The following is an 18,652-nucleotide window of genomic DNA, read 5'->3' on the forward strand; positions in this document are numbered from 1 at the left end:
CAAAGGAACTCTCATGACTCATCTGTCTTTGCAGGCCATCACCAAGCGCTTTCACAACGCGTTCGCGGTCGACCACGTCGATCTCAACGTTCCGGACGGCAAGCTGGTGTGTTTTCTCGGGCCGTCCGGCTGCGGCAAGACAACCCTGCTGCGTGTCATCGCGGGCCTGGAGACGCCGACTTCCGGATCGGTGCTGTTCGCGGGGCGCGACCTCACGCAGGTGCCGGCCAACCGGCGCGACTTCGGCATGGTGTTTCAGTCGCTTGCGCTGTTCCCGCATATGACCGTTGCCGCCAATGTCGCCTATCCGCTGCGTTTGCGCGGCGTCGACAAGCGCGCACAAGCGAAGCGCGTGGCCGAACTGCTCGAGCTGATCCAGCTTCCGCACATGGCGAACCGGCCCGTTACGCAGCTTTCCGGCGGGCAGCGCCAGCGCGTGGCGATTGCGCGGGCGATTGCCTCGTCGCCGAAACTGCTGCTGCTCGACGAACCGCTCTCGGCGCTCGACGCGAAGCTGCGTGAAGCGATGCAGGTCGAGATTCGGCTGCTGCAACAGCGGCTCGGCATCACGACGATCATGGTCACGCATGACCAGCGCGAAGCGATGACGATGGCCGACGAGATCGTGGTAATGCAGAAAGGGCGTATCGCCCAGGTCGGCAGGCCGCTCGACATTTACCGCGATCCCGTGAATGAATTCGTGGCGGACTTCATCGGCCTCGGCAACATCTTGCCCGTGACGCTCGAAGCCGACGCCGGCATCGCGCTGCCGGGCGGCCAGCGGATCGCCGTCAATGGCGCGATGCGCGCGCCGGAGCGCTCGGGCGACATCCGCCTGCTGATTCGCCCGGAAGACGTGTGTGTGCGGCCCATGACGGCGGATCCCGGCCCGAACGTCGTCGCCGGCAAGGTGACCTTCGTTCGCGACGTGGGCGCGCAGATCGAAGCAACGATCGATTGCGGGGGCTTCACGCTCACCGCCGCCACCACGCCCCGCGAAACGCCGGACTTCGAAGTGGGGCGCCCCGTGCTCGCCGAGATGCCGGCCCACGCGTGCAGGCTGATTCCGGCGCATACCGCGCACTGAAATTTCGCGTCGAAATTTTTTACCCCCAAAGAAGCAGCTGGAAGGAGACATCCGTCATGAACACCACTCACGTCACCACGAACCGCGTGCAGCGCCTGGCGGCTCGCACCATCGCAGCCTTCGCGCTGGCCGGCATGGCTGGCCTCAGCGCGTTCGCACCGCTCGCGCACGCGGATGCCCTCGACACGATTGCGAAATCGGGTGTCGTGCGCGTCGGCGTTTTCGAGGACTATCCGCCGTTTGGATCGATCGGGCCCGACATGAAGCCGCAGGGCTACGACATCGACGTGGCCAATCTGATCGGCAAGGCCCTGAATGCAAAGGTCGAACTCGTGCAGGTGACGGGCGACAACCGCATGGCCTATCTGGCGGATCACAAGGCGGACATGCTGCTCTCGGTTGGCCAGACGCCCGAGCGCGCGAAGGTCATCGACTTCTCGCAGCCATATGCGCCGTACTATCTCGCGGTATTCGGTCCGAAATCGCTGGCGGTGAAGAATGCGGGCGATCTGGCCGGCAAGACGGTCGCCGTTGCACGCGGCACGCTCGAAGATCTCAGCGTGTCCAAGGTGGCGCCGCCCTCCGCGGTCATCAAGCGCTTTGACGACCCGAACGGCGCGATTTCCGCTTTCCTGTCCGGTCAGGCCCAACTGCTCGTGGTTGGCAACGATGTCGGCGCGACCATCATGGCCCGTCATCCCGCCAACGATCCGGAGCAGAAGTTCTCGTTGTTCAGTTCGCCCGATCACGTGGGGCTGAACAAGAACGAGCCGCGCCTGAAGCAGAAAGTCGACGATGCCATCGCCGCCGCAAAGAAGGACGGCTCGATGAACGCCATCTCGCTCAAGTGGCTGCGCGCTCCGCTGCCGGCCAGTCTTTGATGCGCTCCGGCTCCCGCTTACCTGAACGACAGACGGCGCAGCGATGACTTACACATTCGACTTTAGTGACTTCGGTCTTTACGCGGGCATGCTCGCGCGCGGCGTGGAAGTGACGCTCGGCCTGACGGCGGTCTCGACCGTGCTGGGCGGCCTGCTCGGCATTGCCGGCGCGAGCCTTGCCGTCGCGGGCCCGAGGTGGGTGCGCGCGCTGGTGGCGTCCTATGTCGAGCTGATCCGCAATACGCCTTTTCTCGTGCAGCTCTTTTTCGTGTTTTTCGGGCTGCCGGGGCTGGGCGTGCAGATCAACGAGATGCAGGCGGCGGTATTGGCGATGACCGTGAATCTGGGGGCCTACGCGACCGAGATCGTGCGCGCCGGCATCGACTCTGTCCCTCGCGGCCAGCGCCAGGCGGCCATGGCGCTCGGCTTGCAGGGGCGGCAGGTTTTCCGCCACGTGGTGCTACCTCAGGCGCTCGCCAACGTTTTCCCGGCGCTGCTGGGCCAGGTGCTGATCGTCATGCTCGGCTCGGCCGTCGTTTCGCAGATTTCCGTGCCCGACCTGACCTACGCAGCCAACTTCATCCAGTCGCGCAACTTCCGCTCGTTCGAGAGCTACGTGATCGTCACGCTGATCTATCTCTTGCTGTCGATCGTGCTGCGGCTGCTCATCAACAGGCTCGGCAAGGGCCTCTTCGCCGGACGCACGGCGCGCGGCGCCGGCGCCTCGCGCGCATCCCTGCGCGCGTGGTTTTCCGGTCGCGCCCGCATGGCGGCATCCGGCCTTTCGAAGGAGCGTTCGTAATGGTCGAGTTCACTCTCTGGGATATCGCGCGCAATCTGCTGCTGGCCGCGCGCTGGACCGTCCTGCTCTCGCTTTGCGCGTTCGTTGGAGGCGGCATTGCGGGCCTCGTGCTGCTGGCGATGCGCGTGTCGCCGTTGGCCTGGCTGCGTCGGATCGCCGTGCTGTACGTCGAGCTGTTTCAAGGCACGCCACTGCTGATGCAGCTCTTTCTCGCGTTCTTCGGGCTGCCGCTCGTGGGAATCGAAGTGTCGCCATGGCTGGCCGCAACGGTGACGCTCACGCTCTACACGAGCGCCTACCTGGCCGACATCTGGCGCGGCTGCGTCGAAGCCGTGCCACGAGGGCAGTGGAGCGCCGCGGCCAGCCTCGGCATGACATGGCCTCAGCAGCTGCGTTACGTCGTCTGGCCGCAGGCATGGAAAATCGCCGTGCCGCCCACGGTCGGCTTTCTCGTGCAGGTGGTGAAGAGTACGGCGCTCACGTCGATCATCGGCCTGACCGAGCTGACCAAGACCGGAACCATGATCACGAACGCCGTATTTCGTCCGTTCCCGATCTACGCAATGGTCGCACTGCTGTACTTCGCGATGTGCTTTCCGCTCACGTGGTACGCACGTGTGCTCGAAGGCCGCTACCAGCGTGCCCGTCACCGCTGAACGCATGAACTTCAACGCTTTTCAGAAGCAGGTTTCCACATGATTACCATTAGCAACGTATCGAAGTGGTACGGTCAGTTCCAGGTGCTCACCGACTGCACGACGGAAGTGAAAAAAGGCGAAGTCGTCGTGGTGTGCGGGCCGTCGGGCTCGGGAAAATCGACGCTCATCAAGACGGTCAATGGCCTCGAACCGTTTCAGAACGGCGAGATCAGGATCAACGGCGAGTCGGTGGGCGACAGGAAGACCAATCTGTCGAAGCTGCGTTCGAAAGTGGGCATGGTCTTTCAGCATTTCGAACTCTTCCCGCATATGTCGATTACCGAAAACCTCACGCTCGCCCAGGTGAAGGTGCTTGGCCGGCACAAGGACGAGGCCGCGCAAAAGTCCCTGGGGCTGCTGCATCGCGTGGGCCTGCGCGCTCATGCGGACAAGTTTCCCGGCCAGCTCTCCGGTGGTCAGCAGCAGCGTGTCGCGATCGCCCGCGCGTTGTCGATGGACCCGATCGCCATGCTGTTCGACGAGCCAACCTCGGCCCTCGACCCGGAGATGATCAACGAGGTGCTGGACGTGATGGTCGAACTCGCCCAGGAAGGCATGACGATGATGTGCGTGACGCACGAGATGGGCTTCGCGAAGAAGGTGGCGAATCGCGTGATCTTCATGGACCAGGGGTGTATCGTCGAAGACGATCTCAAGGAGGCGTTCTTTGCGCAGCCGAAGTCGAGCCGCGCGAAGGACTTCCTTTCAAAAATCCTTCACTAGGCCGCTTCGGTTAAATCGGAAACGCGAATTCCATGCGACGCCTTCCTCCCCTCAACGCACTGCAGGTATTCGAAGTGGTGGCCCGCCACCGCAGCTTCACCTGTGCCGCGGAACATCTATGTCTCACGCAGGGCGCGGTGAGCCGGCAGATCCTCTCGCTGGAGGACTACTACAACTTTCCGCTTTTCATCAGGGGAAAGAAAGGGCTCACGCTCACGACCGAAGGCGAGATGCTGCTGCCCGTCGTGAAGGAGGGCCTCGCGCGCATCGAGGAGACGTCGGCGCGTTTGACGCGGCAGCGCACCGATCTCGCCATGAAGGTGCCGACCTGCATCATGCGCTGGATGTTGCCGCGCATCATGCGGTTTCAGGGCGAGCACCCCGACTTGCTGGTGCTGATCACGGCAACCTGGCAGCATGACGTCGACTTCCAGGCCGAGCCGTTCGACGCCGCGATCATCTACGGCTCGTCCCCAGGGGCCGATGTTCACGCGGTGCCGCTCTTCGACGAGCAGATTACGCCGGTGTGCGCGCCGGAACTGCTGAACAGCAAGCCGCTCGCCCAGTTCGACGATCTCTCGCAATTCACGCTGCTGCATCCGACGCGAGACCATCGTGACTGGCGACAGTGGCTCGATCAGGTCGGCGCGACCCAGGTGGACGCGAACCTGGGGCCGAGTTTCGAGACACTCGACCTGGCGACGAACGCCGCCATGCAGGGCTTCGGCATCGCGATCGGCGACCGCACGCTGGTCGATGACGACCTCGTGGCGAAGCGGCTCGTCATGCCGTTCGACACGGTGATCGAAACGGGCGCGCGCTATTACTTTGTCTATCCCGAGTGCGTGGCACATCAGCCGAAGGTGAAGCTCTTCAGCGAGTGGATGGCACGGAATCACCAACCACAACCGGCGCTTGCGCCGCTATAGCAACCGCCAGGGCTAGCGGCGCACGCTCAAGTCTGCGCCGCCGCTTCATCCGCTTTATCGCGTTCCAGCAAAGGATAGGCGAGCGCGCAAATATGCGACTGGATGCGCACGAGATCGCGCAGCACGTCGAGGTGCAGCGAACTCGAGGCCAGGCTGTCCGGCTGGCCTTCGCGCAGCCGTTCGAGGTGGCGCTCGCGCGTCAATCGTTCGAGTTGCCGCAGTGCCTGCTTGTCGGCGATGAGCTGCGCCGCGGTCTGCGTCCGCCCCGTCACGAGCAGGGCCTGGGCCCGGCGAAAGCTGTCGATCACCGAGTCGTGCAGCATGCGCAGCTCTTCGGTGCCCTCGGCCGAAAAGCTCAGTTGCATCTTGATCTTCTTCTGCGCGATCTCGAGCAGATTTCTGTCGATGATGTCGCCGATATGCTCGAGATTGATCACGGCGGTCATGATGTCCGACGCCCAGCGCCGGTCCTCTTCGCTGAGCGGCTCGCGGGTCAGTTCGGTGACGTAGCGCTTGATCGCGTCGTGGAGTACGTCCACGGTGTCGTCGCGGCTCGCGATATCGCTCACCGCGCGGCGGTCATTGGCGAGCAGCACCGGAACGCTCTCGCGCAGCATGGCCTCGACGATCTCGCTCATCCTGATCACTTCGCGCGCCGCGCACGCCAGCGCCAGCGGCGGAGACTGCAGGGCGCTTTCATCGAGGTAGCGCGGCGAGCCCGCGTCGTCGCCCGCAGCGGGCGAGGGCATCATGCGCTCCAGCAGACGCGCTACCGGATCGAGCAGTCCGATGAACACGATCGCGATGGCGACGTTCAGGCCCGTGTGAAAATCGGCAATCGTGCGGCTGGCGTCGCCGGGCAGCGTGTCGAGCAGGCGCGCGAGCGGCGAGCACACGGCGAGCAGCAGCACGCACACGCCGCCGCGCAGCAGCAGGTTGCCGGCGGGCAGCCTGCGGCGGCTGAGGTCGTCGCCCTTCGCCGCCTCGAAATACGGACTGAGCGCGCTGCCGACGTTCGCGCCGAGCACCATGGCGATCGCGATGTCGAGAGGCACTGTATGCAGCTTTGCGAGCGACATCACGAACAACACGACCGGAATGCTCGAATGCGCGGCCCATGTGAGCACGCACGCCAGCGCGGCGTTGAGCACGGGCTCGCCAGACAGCGCGCCGAGCACCGTACGCAGCGCGGGCGCGGTTTCCGCGGGCTGCACCGTCGAGACGAGCAGCGTGAGCGCGAGCAGCATGAGTCCGAGGCCGATCGATGCGCGGCCGATGTCGCGGTTGCGCGAGCCCTTGCCCCTTTCGAACAAGGCCATGCCGATCAGCAGGCACGCGGGTGAGATCCAGCTGAGGTCGAGCGAGAACGCCTGCACGATCAGCGTCGAGCCCACGTTCGCGCCGAGCATCACGGCGAGTCCCGTCACCGCTCCCATCAGGCCGCGCGCCGCGAAGGACGACGCGATCATGCCGGTTGCCGTACTGCTCTGCAGCGCGCCGGTGATCGCGAGTCCCGCACAGAACGCGTTGAAGCGGTTGCCGAGGCTGCGCGCCATGAAGCGCCGCAGCGACGCCCCGAACGCGCGCATGAGCCCGGACTCGACCATGTGCAGGCCCCATGTGAGCAGTGCGACACCGCCCGCGAGATGAAGCACGATCAGGATCATCCGGCGCCTCCCTTGTGTTGTTTTTGGTTACATCGCTTGCACGCCTGCCGCGATCGCCTCCTCGAGTATCATCAGCGCACCGCAGCTTTGGTCGAGACGCGCGACAGTGCGAGTAGCACGAGGAGCGTGCCGCCGCCCAGCACCATCGTGAGGGTCGACGCGTCGAAGATCGCACCACGGTCGGACAGCGCGAAGATGCCGACGGGCAGCGTGACCCAGCCGGGCGGGTAGATCATCAGCGTCGCGCCCAGCTCGCCCATCGACAACGCGAAGCTCAGGCTGAACGACGCGAGCAGATACGGCGCGATGAGTGGCAGTGTCACGCGGGTCAGCTGGTAGAACGGCCGCGCGCCGAGGCTTTCGGCGACCTCGCCATACTCCGGCGCGAGCCGCGAGAGCCCAGCCGACACGTTGCCATACGTGAACGCCGAAATCAGCAGGAAGTGGGCGAGAAACACGATGGACGCCGTGCCGTTGAGCAGGACGGGCGGCTGGCTGAACGCCACGAGCAGCCCGAGCCCGATGGAGACCGACGGCACGGCGCTCGGCACGAAGAACACGACGTCGAGCACGCGCTTCGGCATACCCTTCATGCCACGCAGCGCGAGTGCCGCCCATGTGCCGCTCACGAGCGCCGCCGCACTGGCCAACGCCCCGGTGAGCACGCTCACGCGCAACTGGTCGGCCGAATCGGTGTGGAACACCCGCGCGTAGTGGGCGAGCGTCAGGTGGCTCGGCAGGATGCCGTTCCACTGTCCGCTCACGCTGGCGAGCGCGATCATCGCGACCGGCAATCCATAGATCGCGGCGAATAGCAGCGCCGTCGCACTCCAGGTCGACACCTTTGCCCATTTAGCCCAAAGCAGCACGGCGACCTCCGCAAAGTGACACGACTGTCCGGTAGCAGGCATAGAGCCCGAGCGACAGCGCGATGTTGATGACGGCGATCACGCAGGCCGTGGTGTAGTCGAACTCCTGAATCGCCTTGCCGTAGATGAGCAGCGGCAGGGTGATCACGTCTTTCGCGCCGATGAACAGCACGATGCCGAACTCGTTGACGGTCAGCAGCAGGCACAGGCTGCCGCCGGCGAGCAGCGCGGGCAGCGCGGCGGGCAGGATGATCTGCCGGATGATGCGCAGCGGCTTCGCGCCGAGACTGCTCGCCACTTCGATCTGCGCGTTGTCGATCTGCGAGAAGCAGGCAAGCAGCGGGCGCATGATGAACGGCGTATAGACCGTCACCTCGGAGAGCACGACGCCCCACTGCGTGTACAGGAAGTCGACGGGCGGCAGGTTCAGGTGGAAGAACGTCATCAGCGACTGGTTCAACAGGCCCGCCGAGCCGTACACGAACGTGAAGGCGAGCGCGACGAGAAAGGTCGGCAGTGCGATGAACGTATCGATCAGACGGCCGACGAAGCGCGCGCCAGGAAACGGCACGAATGCGATCACGAGCGAGAACACGAAGCCCAGCACGAGGCAGCCCGCCGACGCGCTGACCGCAATGGCGATCGTGTGATACAGGCCGCTCAGGAACTGTCGCGAATGCAGCACGGCCGCGAAGTTCGCGAGCGTGAGCGTGTGAGTGCTGGAGTCGGCCCCGCCGCCCAGCGCCTGCAGCGCGATGAGGCCGAACGGGTAGAAGAAGATTGCCGCCAGCACCACGAGCGGCGGCGCGATCCAGAGGCCGCGCCAGCTGGCCGGGGAGCGGCCGGCTGGAGCGGGCGGTGCAATGACGAGATCAGCCATGGCCTTCGACCTCCGGTACGAGCGTGACGTCCGCGGCGTCGAAATGAACGGACATCGCAGTGCCGGGCTCCGGCGGACTTTCGAGCGGCGCACGCGTGAGACGCAGGGCCTCGCCGCCGACATCGAGCACGACGCTGTGCAGTTCGCCGAGCCACTGCACGCTCTGCACGACGCCCGTCACGCGGTTGGACGCTTCCGTGCGCGGCCTGAAGTGCAGATCGTGTGGCCGCACGCACACATAACACGTGCTGGCGGCGGGCAGGCCGTGATGATTGCGCCCGACGATCGAGAAGTCGCCGCAGCGCACCCGCGCGAAGCCGTCGGTCGTGGGCTCCAACTGCTGCGCCGGCAACACGTTCGCACGCCCGAGGAACTCCGCCGCGAAGCGGTTCGGCGGATGCCGGTAGAGCCCCTGGGTCTCGCCGTGGGCCACCAGCTTGCCGTCGCGCATGATGCCGATGTGGTTCGCGAGCGTGAGCGCCTCGGTCTGATCGTGCGTCACATAGAGCACGGTCAGCGAGGGCAGGCTGCGATGCAGCTTCGCCAGCTCGTCGAGCATCGAGCGCCGGATCTGCGCGTCGAGCGCGGAGAGCGGCTCGTCGAGCAGCAGCACCTGGGGCTGGATCGCGAGCGCACGCGCGATCGCCACGCGCTGCTGCTGGCCGCCGGAGAGTTCGCGCGGATAGCGCTTCGCATACTTCGACATGCCGACGAGGCCGAGGCACTCGGGCACCCGTGTGCGGATCGTGTCCGCATCGGTGCCGCGTGCACGCAGGCCAAAGGCGACGTTGTCTTCCACGCGCATGTGCGGAAAAAGCGCGTAGTTCTGCACGACCATGCCGATGTTGCGTGCATACGGCGGCAGACGTGTCACGTCGCGCGCGCCGATCATGATGCGTCCCGCGCTCGGCTGCACAAAGCCCGCGACGGCCCGCAGCGCGGTCGTCTTGCCGGAGCCCGAGGGGCCGATGAGCGCGACGATCTCGCCGGGCTTCACGGTGAGCGTGAGCGAGTCGAGAATGGTCTGGCCGCCGTACGTCACCGAGACATTCTCGAAGCCGATTCCGCTTGCGCCGTGCGCGACCGCCGCCGGCACCGCGGGGGCCTGCGGCGCAGGCCCGCGTTCCATGGTGAATGTATTGGCCATTAGTTGCTCGAGATCGCCTGGTTGTAAGTTGCCACGTCGGACTTCAGGTCGTGCATGACCTGGTTCCAGTCGGGCTCCCAGATTTCGACGCCCTGCAGCATCGCGCTGAGCGTCTTGAAGTTGGCGTCGGTGGGATGCACGTCGGTGCGCACGGGCATGCCGTAGGCGGACTTGCTCACGTCCTGCTGGGCCTCGGCGCTCAGCAGGAAGTCGATCAGCTTCTTGCCGTTGTCCGTATGCGGCGCGCCGGCGACGAGACCGATGTAGTAGGGCAGCGAGAAGGTGGCGCGGCGCCCGCTCGGACCGGCGGGGAAGAAGACCGCAATGTTCGGGTTGTCGCGCATCTGCGAGAGGTTCATCTGCAGATCGCCGTTGGCGACGTAGAGTTCGCCCTTGTTCACGAGCGCCGTGAGCTTGCCCGTGGAGGCGGAGGGCCCGAGGTTGTTCACCTGGAGCTTGCGCAGATACGCGAAGCCGCCGTCCTTGCCGTCGAACGCGTGGAAGGTCTGCAGCATCAGCGCGGTGCCGTCACCGGCCTGGCCCGGCGTCGAGTACTGCACCTTCTGCTTGAACTGCGGGGCGAGCAGGTCCGTGTAGGCCTTGGGCGCGCTCTTGAGCACCGCAGAGTTGTAGATGAACGTGGGGTAGTTGTCGACCATGGCGACATACAGCCCCTTGGCGTCCTTGTCGCGCGCGGCGATCATGTCGGCGCCAGCCGGCGAGTAGGGCTGCAGCAGGCCGTCGGCCGCGGCCTTTTGCATGAACGGCGGCAACGTCACGAGCACGTCGGCCTGAATATTCGACTTCTCCTTGCCGAGGCGATCCACCACGCCGCTCGACCCGGCCTCGATATATTGCACCTTGACGCCCGTTGCCTTCGTGAAGGCTTCGAACTGGTTGCCGAACCAGCTCGGCGTGCCGTCGTGCAGACCGTCCGCGCTATAGATGGTCACGACGCCGGATTGTGCATGCACGGAGCCCGCTGCGAAGGCGAAGGCACAGGTCACCGCGGCGATCAGTTGAGTTTTCATATTCAACCTTCCTTGAGTTCGGATGCTGAAAAAAACCTCGTAGGGCCGCGCGCTGGCGGCTTGCGTCGCAATCCTGCCGGTTGCTGCCGTTACTCCCAGGGCATGGACCAGGTCCTGACGTTGGTGTAGCTCTTCATCGCCTCGACCATGCCTTCCTTGTAGCCGTTGCCGGAGTCCTTGATGCCGCCGAACGGCGACATCTCGGTGCGGTAACCCGGCACTTCCCAGACGTTCACGGTGCCGACCTCCAGTTCGTTGACGAACTTCGTCGTGTAGTCGAGCCGGTTCGTGCAGACGCCCGAGGAGAGGCCGTAGGCGGTCGAGTTCGAGATGCGGATGATGTCTTCGATCTGGTTGGGAACGCGAATGATCGGGATGACCGGGCCGAAGGTCTCCTCGCGCACGAGTTCGCAGTCGTAGGGCACGTGATCGACGACGGTGGGGGCGAACAGCGCGCCCTGGCGGGGGGCGCCGTAGAGCACGCGTGCGCCGTGCGCTTCGGCGTCGGCCACGCGGCGCTCGAACAGTTGCGCGGCCGCTTCGTTGATGACCGTGCCCACGTCGACGCTCGGGTCCATCGGGTCGCCGCACTTGAGCTTCTTCGCGTGCACGAGCACACGTTCGACGAAGGCATCCGCCACGCTTTCCACCACGAGAATGCGTTTGACCGCCGTGCAGCGCTGGCCGGAATTCTTGGTCGCGCCCGTCACCGCGAGCAGCGCGGCTCGGTCGAGGTCGGCGTCTTCCATGACGATGAGCGGGTCGTTGCCGCCCAGTTCCAGCACGGTGCGGCGGTAGCCCGCGTGCTGCGCGATGTACTTGCCCACACGTACCGAGCCGGTGAACGTGACCAGGTCGCAGTGCGGGTCCGTGATCATGCTGTCGCCCATCGTGCGCGGATTGCCGGTCACGACGCTCAGCATCTCGGGCGGCAGGCCCGCTTCGTAGAGCACGTCGGCGAGGGCGAGCGCGGTGAGCGGCGTGAGTTCGGTGGGCTTGAGCACCACCCGGTTGTTGGTTGCGATGGCCGGCGCGAGCTTGTGGCTCACCATGTTCAGCGGATGGTTGAACGGCGTGATGGCGGATATCACGCCGAGCAGCGGCAGACGCGTCGTGAAGATCTTGCGGTTCTTGCCGTTCGGGCTGATATCGCACGAGTAGACTTCGCCATCGTCCTTGATCGTGAGTTGCGCGGCAAACGACCAGACGTCGTAAGCGCGGCTTGCTTCGTAGAGCGAATCTTTCCAGCACAGACCAGACTCCGCGGTGATGAGGCGCGCGAAGTCCTCCTTGCGGTCGCGCAGCGCTTCGGCGGTGGTCTGGAGAATGCGCTGGCGCTCGAAGCGCGTGAGGTGCGGGCGCGCGGCGTGGGCTTTGGCGAACGCTTCCTGCACGTGTTCGGGCCGGCCCGCGGGCACGGTGCCGACCACTTCGTTCGTGTAGGGGTTGAAGACTTCGATCACTTCGTCGGTCGAGACCTTCCGGCCGGCGATGCGCATGGACTCCTGCCTGAATGCGGGTTTGGTCATGACGTTCATCGCTTACCTCGTTCTATGATCCGGTTGGGCACGCCCCCTCGCGAATGCGAGCGGCGGCGTGCGGGGGGCTTCGTGTTGATACGTGTGTCAAGCGGCGGCGGCTTGTGCGACGTGGTTCAGCGCGACATCGAAAATGTCGAAGTTGCGCAGCGCGCGGCCCTGCGGCCAGTCGGTCTGGCGGTTGACGATGAGCGGCACGTCCTGCTCCGAGATCCCGCCATGCGAGCGCAGCGGTTCAGTCAGGCCAGAGAAGTCGTGGCGCGCGGCGCTCGTGCCGAACACCTTGGCGCGCGTGCCGACCACGATGAGGTCGCCGATCCGGTCAGGCGGCAGCTCGAAGCGCTCGCATGCCGCCTCGCTCGTCAGCGCGAGTTCCACGCCCGCGGTGTTGCGCAGCTTGTCGAGCAGCGTCGCCGCGCCAGCGGCGTCGGTGCCCTCGGGCAGGTAGATGGTGGCGAACGAGCCGAGCGCGCCGTGGTGCGCGACGTAGGGATCGGTGATCGGCAGGATCACGCGCGCGCGGCCCTTGCCGGTCCACTCGTCGAACAGATCCTGGAGATAGAGCACATCGGGCTCGCCATTCGCGCGGTGTTTGTCGTTCATGCCGTGGTCCGCCGTGATCGCGAGCACGCAGCCTGCGGCGTCGAGTTCGCCCACATAGCGGTCGAACATCGCGTAGAAGTCGTTCGCTTTCGGCGCTCCGGGCGCGGCTTTGTGCTGCACGTAATCGGTCGTCGAGAGATACATCAGGTCGGGGCGGAACGTATCGAGAAGCTTCACGCCGGCGGCGAACACGAACTCGGAAAGATCGGCGGAGTAGACGTCGGGCAGCGGCTTGCCGACGAACGCGAGCAGGTCGCCGAGACCGTTTTGCTCGCGCGTCGCCTGATCGGCCTTTTCAGCCGAGAACGCGATGGCGCGGCCGCTCGCGAAGTCGAGCCCCTTGCCGAGCAGCGTGCGCAGTTTGTCCTTCGCAGTAACGACCGCCACTTTCGCGCCGGCGTCGTGGAACGCCGCGAAGATCGTGGGGGCGCGCAGGAAACGCGCGTCGTTCATCATCACTTCCTCGCCGCTCGCACGGTCGTAGAAGTAGTTGCCCGCAATACCATGCACTTTCGGCGGGCGGCCCGTGAGGATCGAGAGATTGTTCGGGTTGGTGAAGCTGGGGATCACGCACTGCGCAATGCGGCTCGTGCCGGTGCGCAGCAGCTTCGCCAGATGCGGCGCGCGGCCTGCCTTGATGGCCTCCTCGATATACGCCGGCTCGGAGCCGTCGAGGCAGATCACCACGACGGGTGCGGCGGGAAAGCGGTATTCGCGGCCGTTCACGGCCACTGCGGTGTCGTTCAGCGTGCTCATTGCATCTCCATTCAGGCTGTCTTTTCGATCTGGCCGACCATGCCCATTTCCTCGAGGACCTCGCCGATCGCGGCGAGTGCGGCGCGGATTTCCTTTTCGCCGATCCGGCCAATACAGCCGATACGGAACGAGTCGGCCACGGTCAGCTTGCCCGGATAGATCACGAAGCCGCGCGCCTTCAAACTTTCATAGAACTGGGCAAAGACGAAGCGCGGGTCCTCGGGCATGTGAAACGTGACGATGATCGGCGCCTGCAGCGCATCCGCGAGCAGCGGCCGGAAGCCGAGCGCGCGCATGCCGTCGAGCAGGATCCGGCAGTTGTTGCGATAGCGTCCCCCGCGACCGGCTACGCCACCTTCGGCATCGAACTCATCGAGCGCCTGGTGGAAGGCAACGATCACGTGCGTGGGCGGCGTGAACCGGTACTGGCTCGTCTTCTCCATGTTGAGCCACTGGTCGTGCAGGTCGAGCACGAGCGTGGTGGCGTTGCCCTGCGTGCGCTTGAGCGCCTCCACCCGGCAGATCACGAAGCCGAGGCCCGGTACACCTTCGATGCACTTGTTGGACGATGCGGCGACCGCGTCGATGTGCATGGCCTGCACGTCGATGGGCAGCGCGCCGAAGGCGCTCATCGAATCGACGAGATAGCCCTTGCCGTATCTGGCCGCCAGTGCGCCGATCTGCGCGATGGGGTTCAGAATGCCCGAGGTCGTCTCGCAGTGAACCGTGAACACGTGCGTGATGGAAGGGTTGCTCGCCAGCAGCGCTTCGACCGCGGCGAGGTCCGGCGGCGTGTCTTCGGCGGTTTCGTGCACCACCGTCCTGCGCCCGGCGATGTCGAGAATGCGCTTCGCCCGCTTGCCATAGGCGCCATTGATCAGCACGAGGACTTCGCCATCGGCGGGCACGAAGGTCGTGAGCATGGCTTCGACGGCGAAGGTGCCCGAGCCTTGCATGGGTACCGTCGCCCAGTCGTCCGAACCATTCGCTATCCTGACGAGTCGCGTGAGTACTGAGCGGTTGATCGCGATGAAGTTCGCATCGCGCGAGCCCCAGTCGTGAACCATTGCGGCTTTGACGGTGCGCGAGGTGGTGAGTGGGCCGGGTGTGAGCAGCAGCGGATCGCCGGTTTCTGAAGCTGCAGGGGAGGAAGCCGTGGAAATTGCCGTCATGGGGTGTCTCCGTGAAGGTCTGTTCTGACTGACTGCGTGTTGAAGTCACTTTAGGACGTGCAACAAAAACAGTCAATATGCCACTATTTGCCACAACACCAGGGGATACGCTGATGCATCGGCAGTGACTGAGTCAGATGCGCCGCGGCAGGCCGCAGCGCGGCCCGGCACTGCGTGCGCGCAGGGGAACGACGTGGAGTGGATGGGCAAACGCCCGTGTATGCGGCTCAGCGCTCGCCGGTCGCGACGATCACGCGCCACTGCTGCTGTTCGAACACACGAGCGATACGCGGAGGCGGCGGCGCATCGACGACGACGCCTGCGATGTGCGGCACGGGCGTGATTCGCACGGGCGTGCCGTGCTCGAACTTGGTGTGGTCGGCGAGCACGTAGACCGCCTTGCCGGCGTTCATCATCAGATGCCGCTGCTCGGCGGCGAGCCGCGAGTAGTCGGTGAATTCGCCTTCCGGCGAGATACCGCTCACGCCGAGAAAAACGAGATCGACGCGATAGTGCGCGAGCGCGGTCATCGTCTCGATGCCGAATGCCGCTTCGTCGTTCGGCTCGATGTCGCCGCCGAGCACGATCACCTTCACGCCCGGCGCGCGGCACAGTAGCAGGCCGATCGGCAGGCTGTTGGTGATGACGGTGAGGTCGCTGTGGTTCGTGAGCGCAGCGGCGAGGCCCAGCGTGGTGGAGCCCGAATCGAGCAGCACGACCATGCCGTCGGCGACGAGCCGCGCCGCCGCGGCGCCGATGGCCGCCTTGCCCGCTGCGTTCGCCGCTTCGCGCGTGGCAAGCGACGGCTCGTCAACCGGGCGCTTCGCCGCGCCGCCGTGGACCAGACTCACGCGGCCCTGTTCCGCGAGCGCCTTGAGGTCGCGGCGGATCGTTTCGCGCGAGACGCCGAGCGTCATGCTCATGTCGGCGACGCTCACTGAGCCGCGCACATCGAGGCTTTGCAGAATGTAATCGGTGCGTCCGACGGCGAGACGGCGGTTCAGCGGCGCGGGTGGAGCAAGGGGTGGGGCGGCGCGGTCATCTGGCATGGTGTTGCCTTTCAGGAAAGGAAAGCGCGGCGGTGCCCGTGAACTGGACGCACAAGGGTAAGCCACAAAATACCACAAATTGCCGAACCGTTCGTTGCTCTCGAAGACGTGGCAAATCACCGTTGTTTTTTGACGGTCGCGCGGTGCCACGCCACCCAGACGAGGCAGAGACCCCACGGCAAGCGACCAGGGCTCGTGGCAAATGGAGTTGTTTTTTGTGGCGTCGTGTTGCATTATTTGGCGCGGTAGCTGTCCTCGCAACGCATTTCACTTCGCATCGAGGCCCACCCTATGCCTACCCCTGTCCCTGCGCATGCGCGCGTCGTGATCGTCGGCGGCGGTATCGTCGGCTGCTCCGTGGCTTACCATCTCGCGAAACTCGGCTGGAGCGACATCGTCCTGCTCGAACAGGGCGCGCTCTCGTGCGGGACGACGTGGCACGCGGCGGGCCTGGTCGGCCAGTTGCGCGCGCAGCACAGCGTGACGAAGCTCATTCGCTATTCCACGGCCCTTTATGCCGAACTCGAGGCTGAAACGGGACTCGCCACGGGCTGGAAGCCGTGTGGGTCGCTCTCGGTGGCGCGTACGCCGGAGCGAATGACCCAGCTGAAACGCACGGCGGCGTCAGCGCGCGCCTATGGCGTGACCTGCGACGTCATCGGGCCGCGCGAGGCGGGCGAGTTGTGGCCGGTAATGCGCACCGACGACCTGCTTGGCGCCGTCTGGCTGCCGGGTGACGGCAAGGCGAATCCGACGGACCTGACGCAGTCGCTCGCGCGCGGCGCACGCATGCGCGGCGCCCGCGTGGTCGAGAACACGCGAATCACGGCTGTGCACACGGCCGCCACGCACGCGGGGCGCGCCGTCGCCGGGGTGACGTGGCGCAACAAGGACGGCGACGAAGGCACGTTGCACGCCGACCTCGTCGTGAACTGCGCGGGGCAGTGGGCGAAGGCGATCGGCCGGCTGGCTGACGTCACGGTGCCCTTGCATTCGGCGGAGCACTATTACATCGTGACCGAGCGCATCGCGGGCGTGCATCCCGATTTGCCCGTCATGCGCGATCCCGACGGCTTTATCTACTTCAAGGAGGAGGTGGGCGGCCTCGTGATGGGCGGCTTCGAACCCAATGCGAAGCCGTGGGGCATGAACGGGATTCCGGAGAGCTTCGAGTTCCAGTTGCTGCCCGACGACTGGGATCAGTTCGAAGTGCTGATGGAAAATGCCTTGCAGCGCGTGCCGGCGCTCGAAACCGCGCAGGTTCGCCAGTTCTATAACGGGCCGGAATCGTTCACGCCGGACAACAGCTTCATTCTCGGCGAGGCGCCCGAGTTGCGCGGCTTCTTCGTCGGCGCGGGCTTCAACTCGATGGGGATCGCCTCGGCAGGCGGGGCCGGCATGGCGCTCGCCGAGTGGATCGAGGCCGGCGAGCCGACCATGGATCTGTGGCCCGTGGACATCCGCCGCTTTGCGCGCTTCAACGGCAACGACACCTGGCTGCACGACCGCGTAAAGGAAACACTAGGCCTGCACTATGCGATGCCCTGGCCAAATCGGGAACTCGACACGGCGCGGCCATTCCGTCGCTCACCGCTCCATGCGCTGCTCGCCGCCGATGGCGCCTGTTTCGGCAGCAAGATGGGCTGGGAGCGCGCCAACTTCTTCGCGCCAAAGCCCGCCGAGGCGCGCATCGAGTACGCGTTCGGCCAGCAGAACTGGCTGGCGTGGAGCGGCGCGGAGCACCGCGCCTGCCGCGAGCGCGTTGCGCTGTTCGACATGACGTCGTTTGCCAAGCTGCTCGTCAAGGGGCGTGACGCGGAAGCGGTCCTGCAGGGCATCGTCGCCAATGACGTCGCCGTGCCGGTCGGCACCACGATCTATTCCGGCATCCTGACCGATCGCGGCGCTTACGAGTCGGACGTGACGCTCACGCGCCTGGCGGAAGACCAGTATCTCGTCGTCACAGGCTCCGCGCAGGCGACGCGCGACTTCGACTACCTCGAGAAGGCGATCGGGCACGACCGGCATTGCGTGCTCGTCGACGTCACCGGCCAGTACGCGGTGCTCGCCGTGATGGGGCCGCACTCGCGGGCGCTGCTGCAGAGTGTGTCGAAAGCCGACTGGCGTCCCGCGGCCTTCCCGTTTGGCCAAAGCCGCGAGGTCGATATCGGCTACGCGACCATGCGCGCAACGCGCGTGTCCTACGTTGGCGAACTAGGCTGGGAGCTATACGTTCCCGTCGAATTCGCCGTGGGCGTCTACGAGAAGCTGCACTCGGCGGGTGAAGCGTTCGGGCTGGTGAATGCGGGCTACTACGCGATCGAGTCGTTGCGCCTCGAAAAGGGCTACCGCGCGTGGGGCCGCGACCTCTCGCCCGAGCACAACCCCTTCGAAGCCGGGCTCGCCTTTGCGTGCAAGCTCGACAAGGACATCGCCTTTCGCGGGCGCGACGCACTGCTGCGTCTGCGCGACCAGCCGTTGCAGCGTCGGCTCGCCGTGTTCAGCGCCGACGGCGCAAGCGATCGCATGCTATGGGGCGGCGAAGGCATTCTGCGCGACGGCAAACCGGTTGGCTCGGTAACGTCGGCCGCCTTCGGCCACACGCTGGGTTGCCCGGTTGCAATGGGCTATGTCTCGCGCTCGGATGGGCCTGTCGATGCCGCGTGGCTCGCCCAGGGGCGTTACACGATCGACGTGGCGGGAGAGCCGATTCCGGCGACGCTGCATCTGCAAGCGCCATACGATCCGCGCTCGTTGCGCATGAAGAGTTGACTGAGTCATTGCGGGCAACCGAAGGGCTGCTCGCGAGCGGGTCAACGG

16 protein-coding genes are annotated in these 18,652 nt (G+C 65.5%); 7 read left to right on the top strand and 9 right to left on the bottom strand.

Going from position 1 to position 18,652, the window contains the following annotated elements:
• Positions 1 to 13 precede the first annotated feature (13 nt).
• From AB4Y42_RS18215 to AB4Y42_RS18240, 6 genes are read left to right on the top strand one after another with little or no spacing between them, the layout of a single operon-like run.
• Positions 14 to 1,087 carry an ABC transporter ATP-binding protein gene (locus AB4Y42_RS18215; protein ID WP_368694917.1) on the top strand — a complete coding sequence of 358 codons (1,074 nt, stop codon included), beginning with the start codon at positions 14 to 16 and terminating at the stop codon, positions 1,085 to 1,087.
• Positions 1,088 to 1,143: 56 nt separating this feature from the next.
• Positions 1,144 to 1,968 carry a transporter substrate-binding domain-containing protein gene (locus AB4Y42_RS18220; RefSeq protein ID WP_368687804.1) on the top strand — a complete coding sequence of 275 codons (825 nt, stop codon included), beginning with the start codon at positions 1,144 to 1,146 and terminating at the stop codon, positions 1,966 to 1,968.
• A gap of 43 nt (positions 1,969 to 2,011) precedes the next feature.
• A complete protein-coding gene (locus tag AB4Y42_RS18225; protein ID WP_368694918.1) occupies positions 2,012 to 2,770 on the top strand; it encodes an amino acid ABC transporter permease in 759 nt (252 codons plus the stop codon).
• Complete coding sequence (locus AB4Y42_RS18230; protein ID WP_028207074.1) at positions 2,770 to 3,426, top strand: amino acid ABC transporter permease; 657 nt, start codon at positions 2,770 to 2,772, stop codon at positions 3,424 to 3,426. Before AB4Y42_RS18225 ends, AB4Y42_RS18230 begins: the two co-directional genes overlap by 1 nt.
• Positions 3,427 to 3,465: 39 nt before the next feature.
• Positions 3,466 to 4,191, top strand: a complete 726-nt coding sequence (locus tag AB4Y42_RS18235; RefSeq protein ID WP_368694919.1) for an amino acid ABC transporter ATP-binding protein — start codon at positions 3,466 to 3,468, stop codon at positions 4,189 to 4,191.
• A 32-nt stretch (positions 4,192 to 4,223) separates the two neighbouring features.
• Positions 4,224 to 5,120 carry a LysR substrate-binding domain-containing protein gene (locus tag AB4Y42_RS18240; RefSeq protein WP_368687800.1) on the top strand — a complete coding sequence of 299 codons (897 nt, stop codon included), beginning with the start codon at positions 4,224 to 4,226 and terminating at the stop codon, positions 5,118 to 5,120.
• Positions 5,121 to 5,146: 26 nt separating this feature from the next.
• On the opposite strand, the gene AB4Y42_RS18245 is transcribed toward AB4Y42_RS18240, so the two are convergent.
• From AB4Y42_RS18245 to AB4Y42_RS18285, 9 genes are all read right to left on the bottom strand, one after another.
• Positions 5,147 to 6,787, bottom strand: a complete 1,641-nt coding sequence (locus AB4Y42_RS18245) for a Na/Pi cotransporter family protein (protein ID WP_368694920.1) — start codon at positions 6,785 to 6,787, stop codon at positions 5,147 to 5,149.
• A gap of 71 nt (positions 6,788 to 6,858) precedes the next feature.
• Entirely contained in the window at positions 6,859 to 7,656 is a 798-nt protein-coding gene (locus AB4Y42_RS18250; protein ID WP_133184943.1) for an ABC transporter permease subunit, read from the bottom strand.
• On the bottom strand, positions 7,640 to 8,536 hold the full coding sequence (locus tag AB4Y42_RS18255) for a 2-aminoethylphosphonate ABC transporter permease subunit (RefSeq protein ID WP_324161511.1): 897 nt from the start codon (positions 8,534 to 8,536) through the stop codon (positions 7,640 to 7,642). Before AB4Y42_RS18255 ends, AB4Y42_RS18250 begins: the two co-directional genes overlap by 17 nt.
• Complete coding sequence (locus AB4Y42_RS18260) at positions 8,529 to 9,683, bottom strand: ABC transporter ATP-binding protein (protein WP_368694921.1); 1,155 nt, start codon at positions 9,681 to 9,683, stop codon at positions 8,529 to 8,531. The genes AB4Y42_RS18255 and AB4Y42_RS18260 overlap by 8 nt, the downstream gene beginning before the upstream one ends.
• Positions 9,683 to 10,714, bottom strand: a complete 1,032-nt coding sequence (locus tag AB4Y42_RS18265) for a 2-aminoethylphosphonate ABC transporter substrate-binding protein (RefSeq protein ID WP_368694922.1) — start codon at positions 10,712 to 10,714, stop codon at positions 9,683 to 9,685. The genes AB4Y42_RS18260 and AB4Y42_RS18265 overlap by 1 nt, the downstream gene beginning before the upstream one ends.
• A gap of 89 nt (positions 10,715 to 10,803) precedes the next feature.
• Positions 10,804 to 12,252: a phosphonoacetaldehyde dehydrogenase gene (gene phnY / locus AB4Y42_RS18270; protein ID WP_368694923.1), complete on the bottom strand. Its 1,449-nt coding sequence runs from the start codon at positions 12,250 to 12,252 to the stop codon at positions 10,804 to 10,806.
• Positions 12,253 to 12,339: 87 nt separating this feature from the next.
• Positions 12,340 to 13,611 (bottom strand): phosphonoacetate hydrolase, encoded by a 1,272-nt coding sequence (gene phnA / locus AB4Y42_RS18275; RefSeq protein WP_368694924.1) that lies wholly within the window; start codon positions 13,609 to 13,611, stop codon positions 12,340 to 12,342.
• Between the two features lie 11 nt (positions 13,612 to 13,622).
• Positions 13,623 to 14,783, bottom strand: a complete 1,161-nt coding sequence (locus tag AB4Y42_RS18280; RefSeq protein WP_368694925.1) for a 2-aminoethylphosphonate--pyruvate transaminase — start codon at positions 14,781 to 14,783, stop codon at positions 13,623 to 13,625.
• Positions 14,784 to 15,010: 227 nt separating this feature from the next.
• Positions 15,011 to 15,832 carry a DeoR/GlpR family DNA-binding transcription regulator gene (locus tag AB4Y42_RS18285; RefSeq protein WP_368694926.1) on the bottom strand — a complete coding sequence of 274 codons (822 nt, stop codon included), beginning with the start codon at positions 15,830 to 15,832 and terminating at the stop codon, positions 15,011 to 15,013.
• 291 nt (positions 15,833 to 16,123) lie between these two features.
• Between AB4Y42_RS18285 and AB4Y42_RS18290 the strand changes: the two genes are divergently transcribed.
• Positions 16,124 to 18,604, top strand: a complete 2,481-nt coding sequence (locus AB4Y42_RS18290; RefSeq protein WP_368694927.1) for an FAD-dependent oxidoreductase — start codon at positions 16,124 to 16,126, stop codon at positions 18,602 to 18,604.
• Positions 18,605 to 18,652 lie beyond the last annotated feature (48 nt).

Source organism: Paraburkholderia sp. EG286B (assembly GCF_040965655.1).
Classification (GTDB): Bacteria; Pseudomonadota; Gammaproteobacteria; order Burkholderiales; family Burkholderiaceae; genus Paraburkholderia.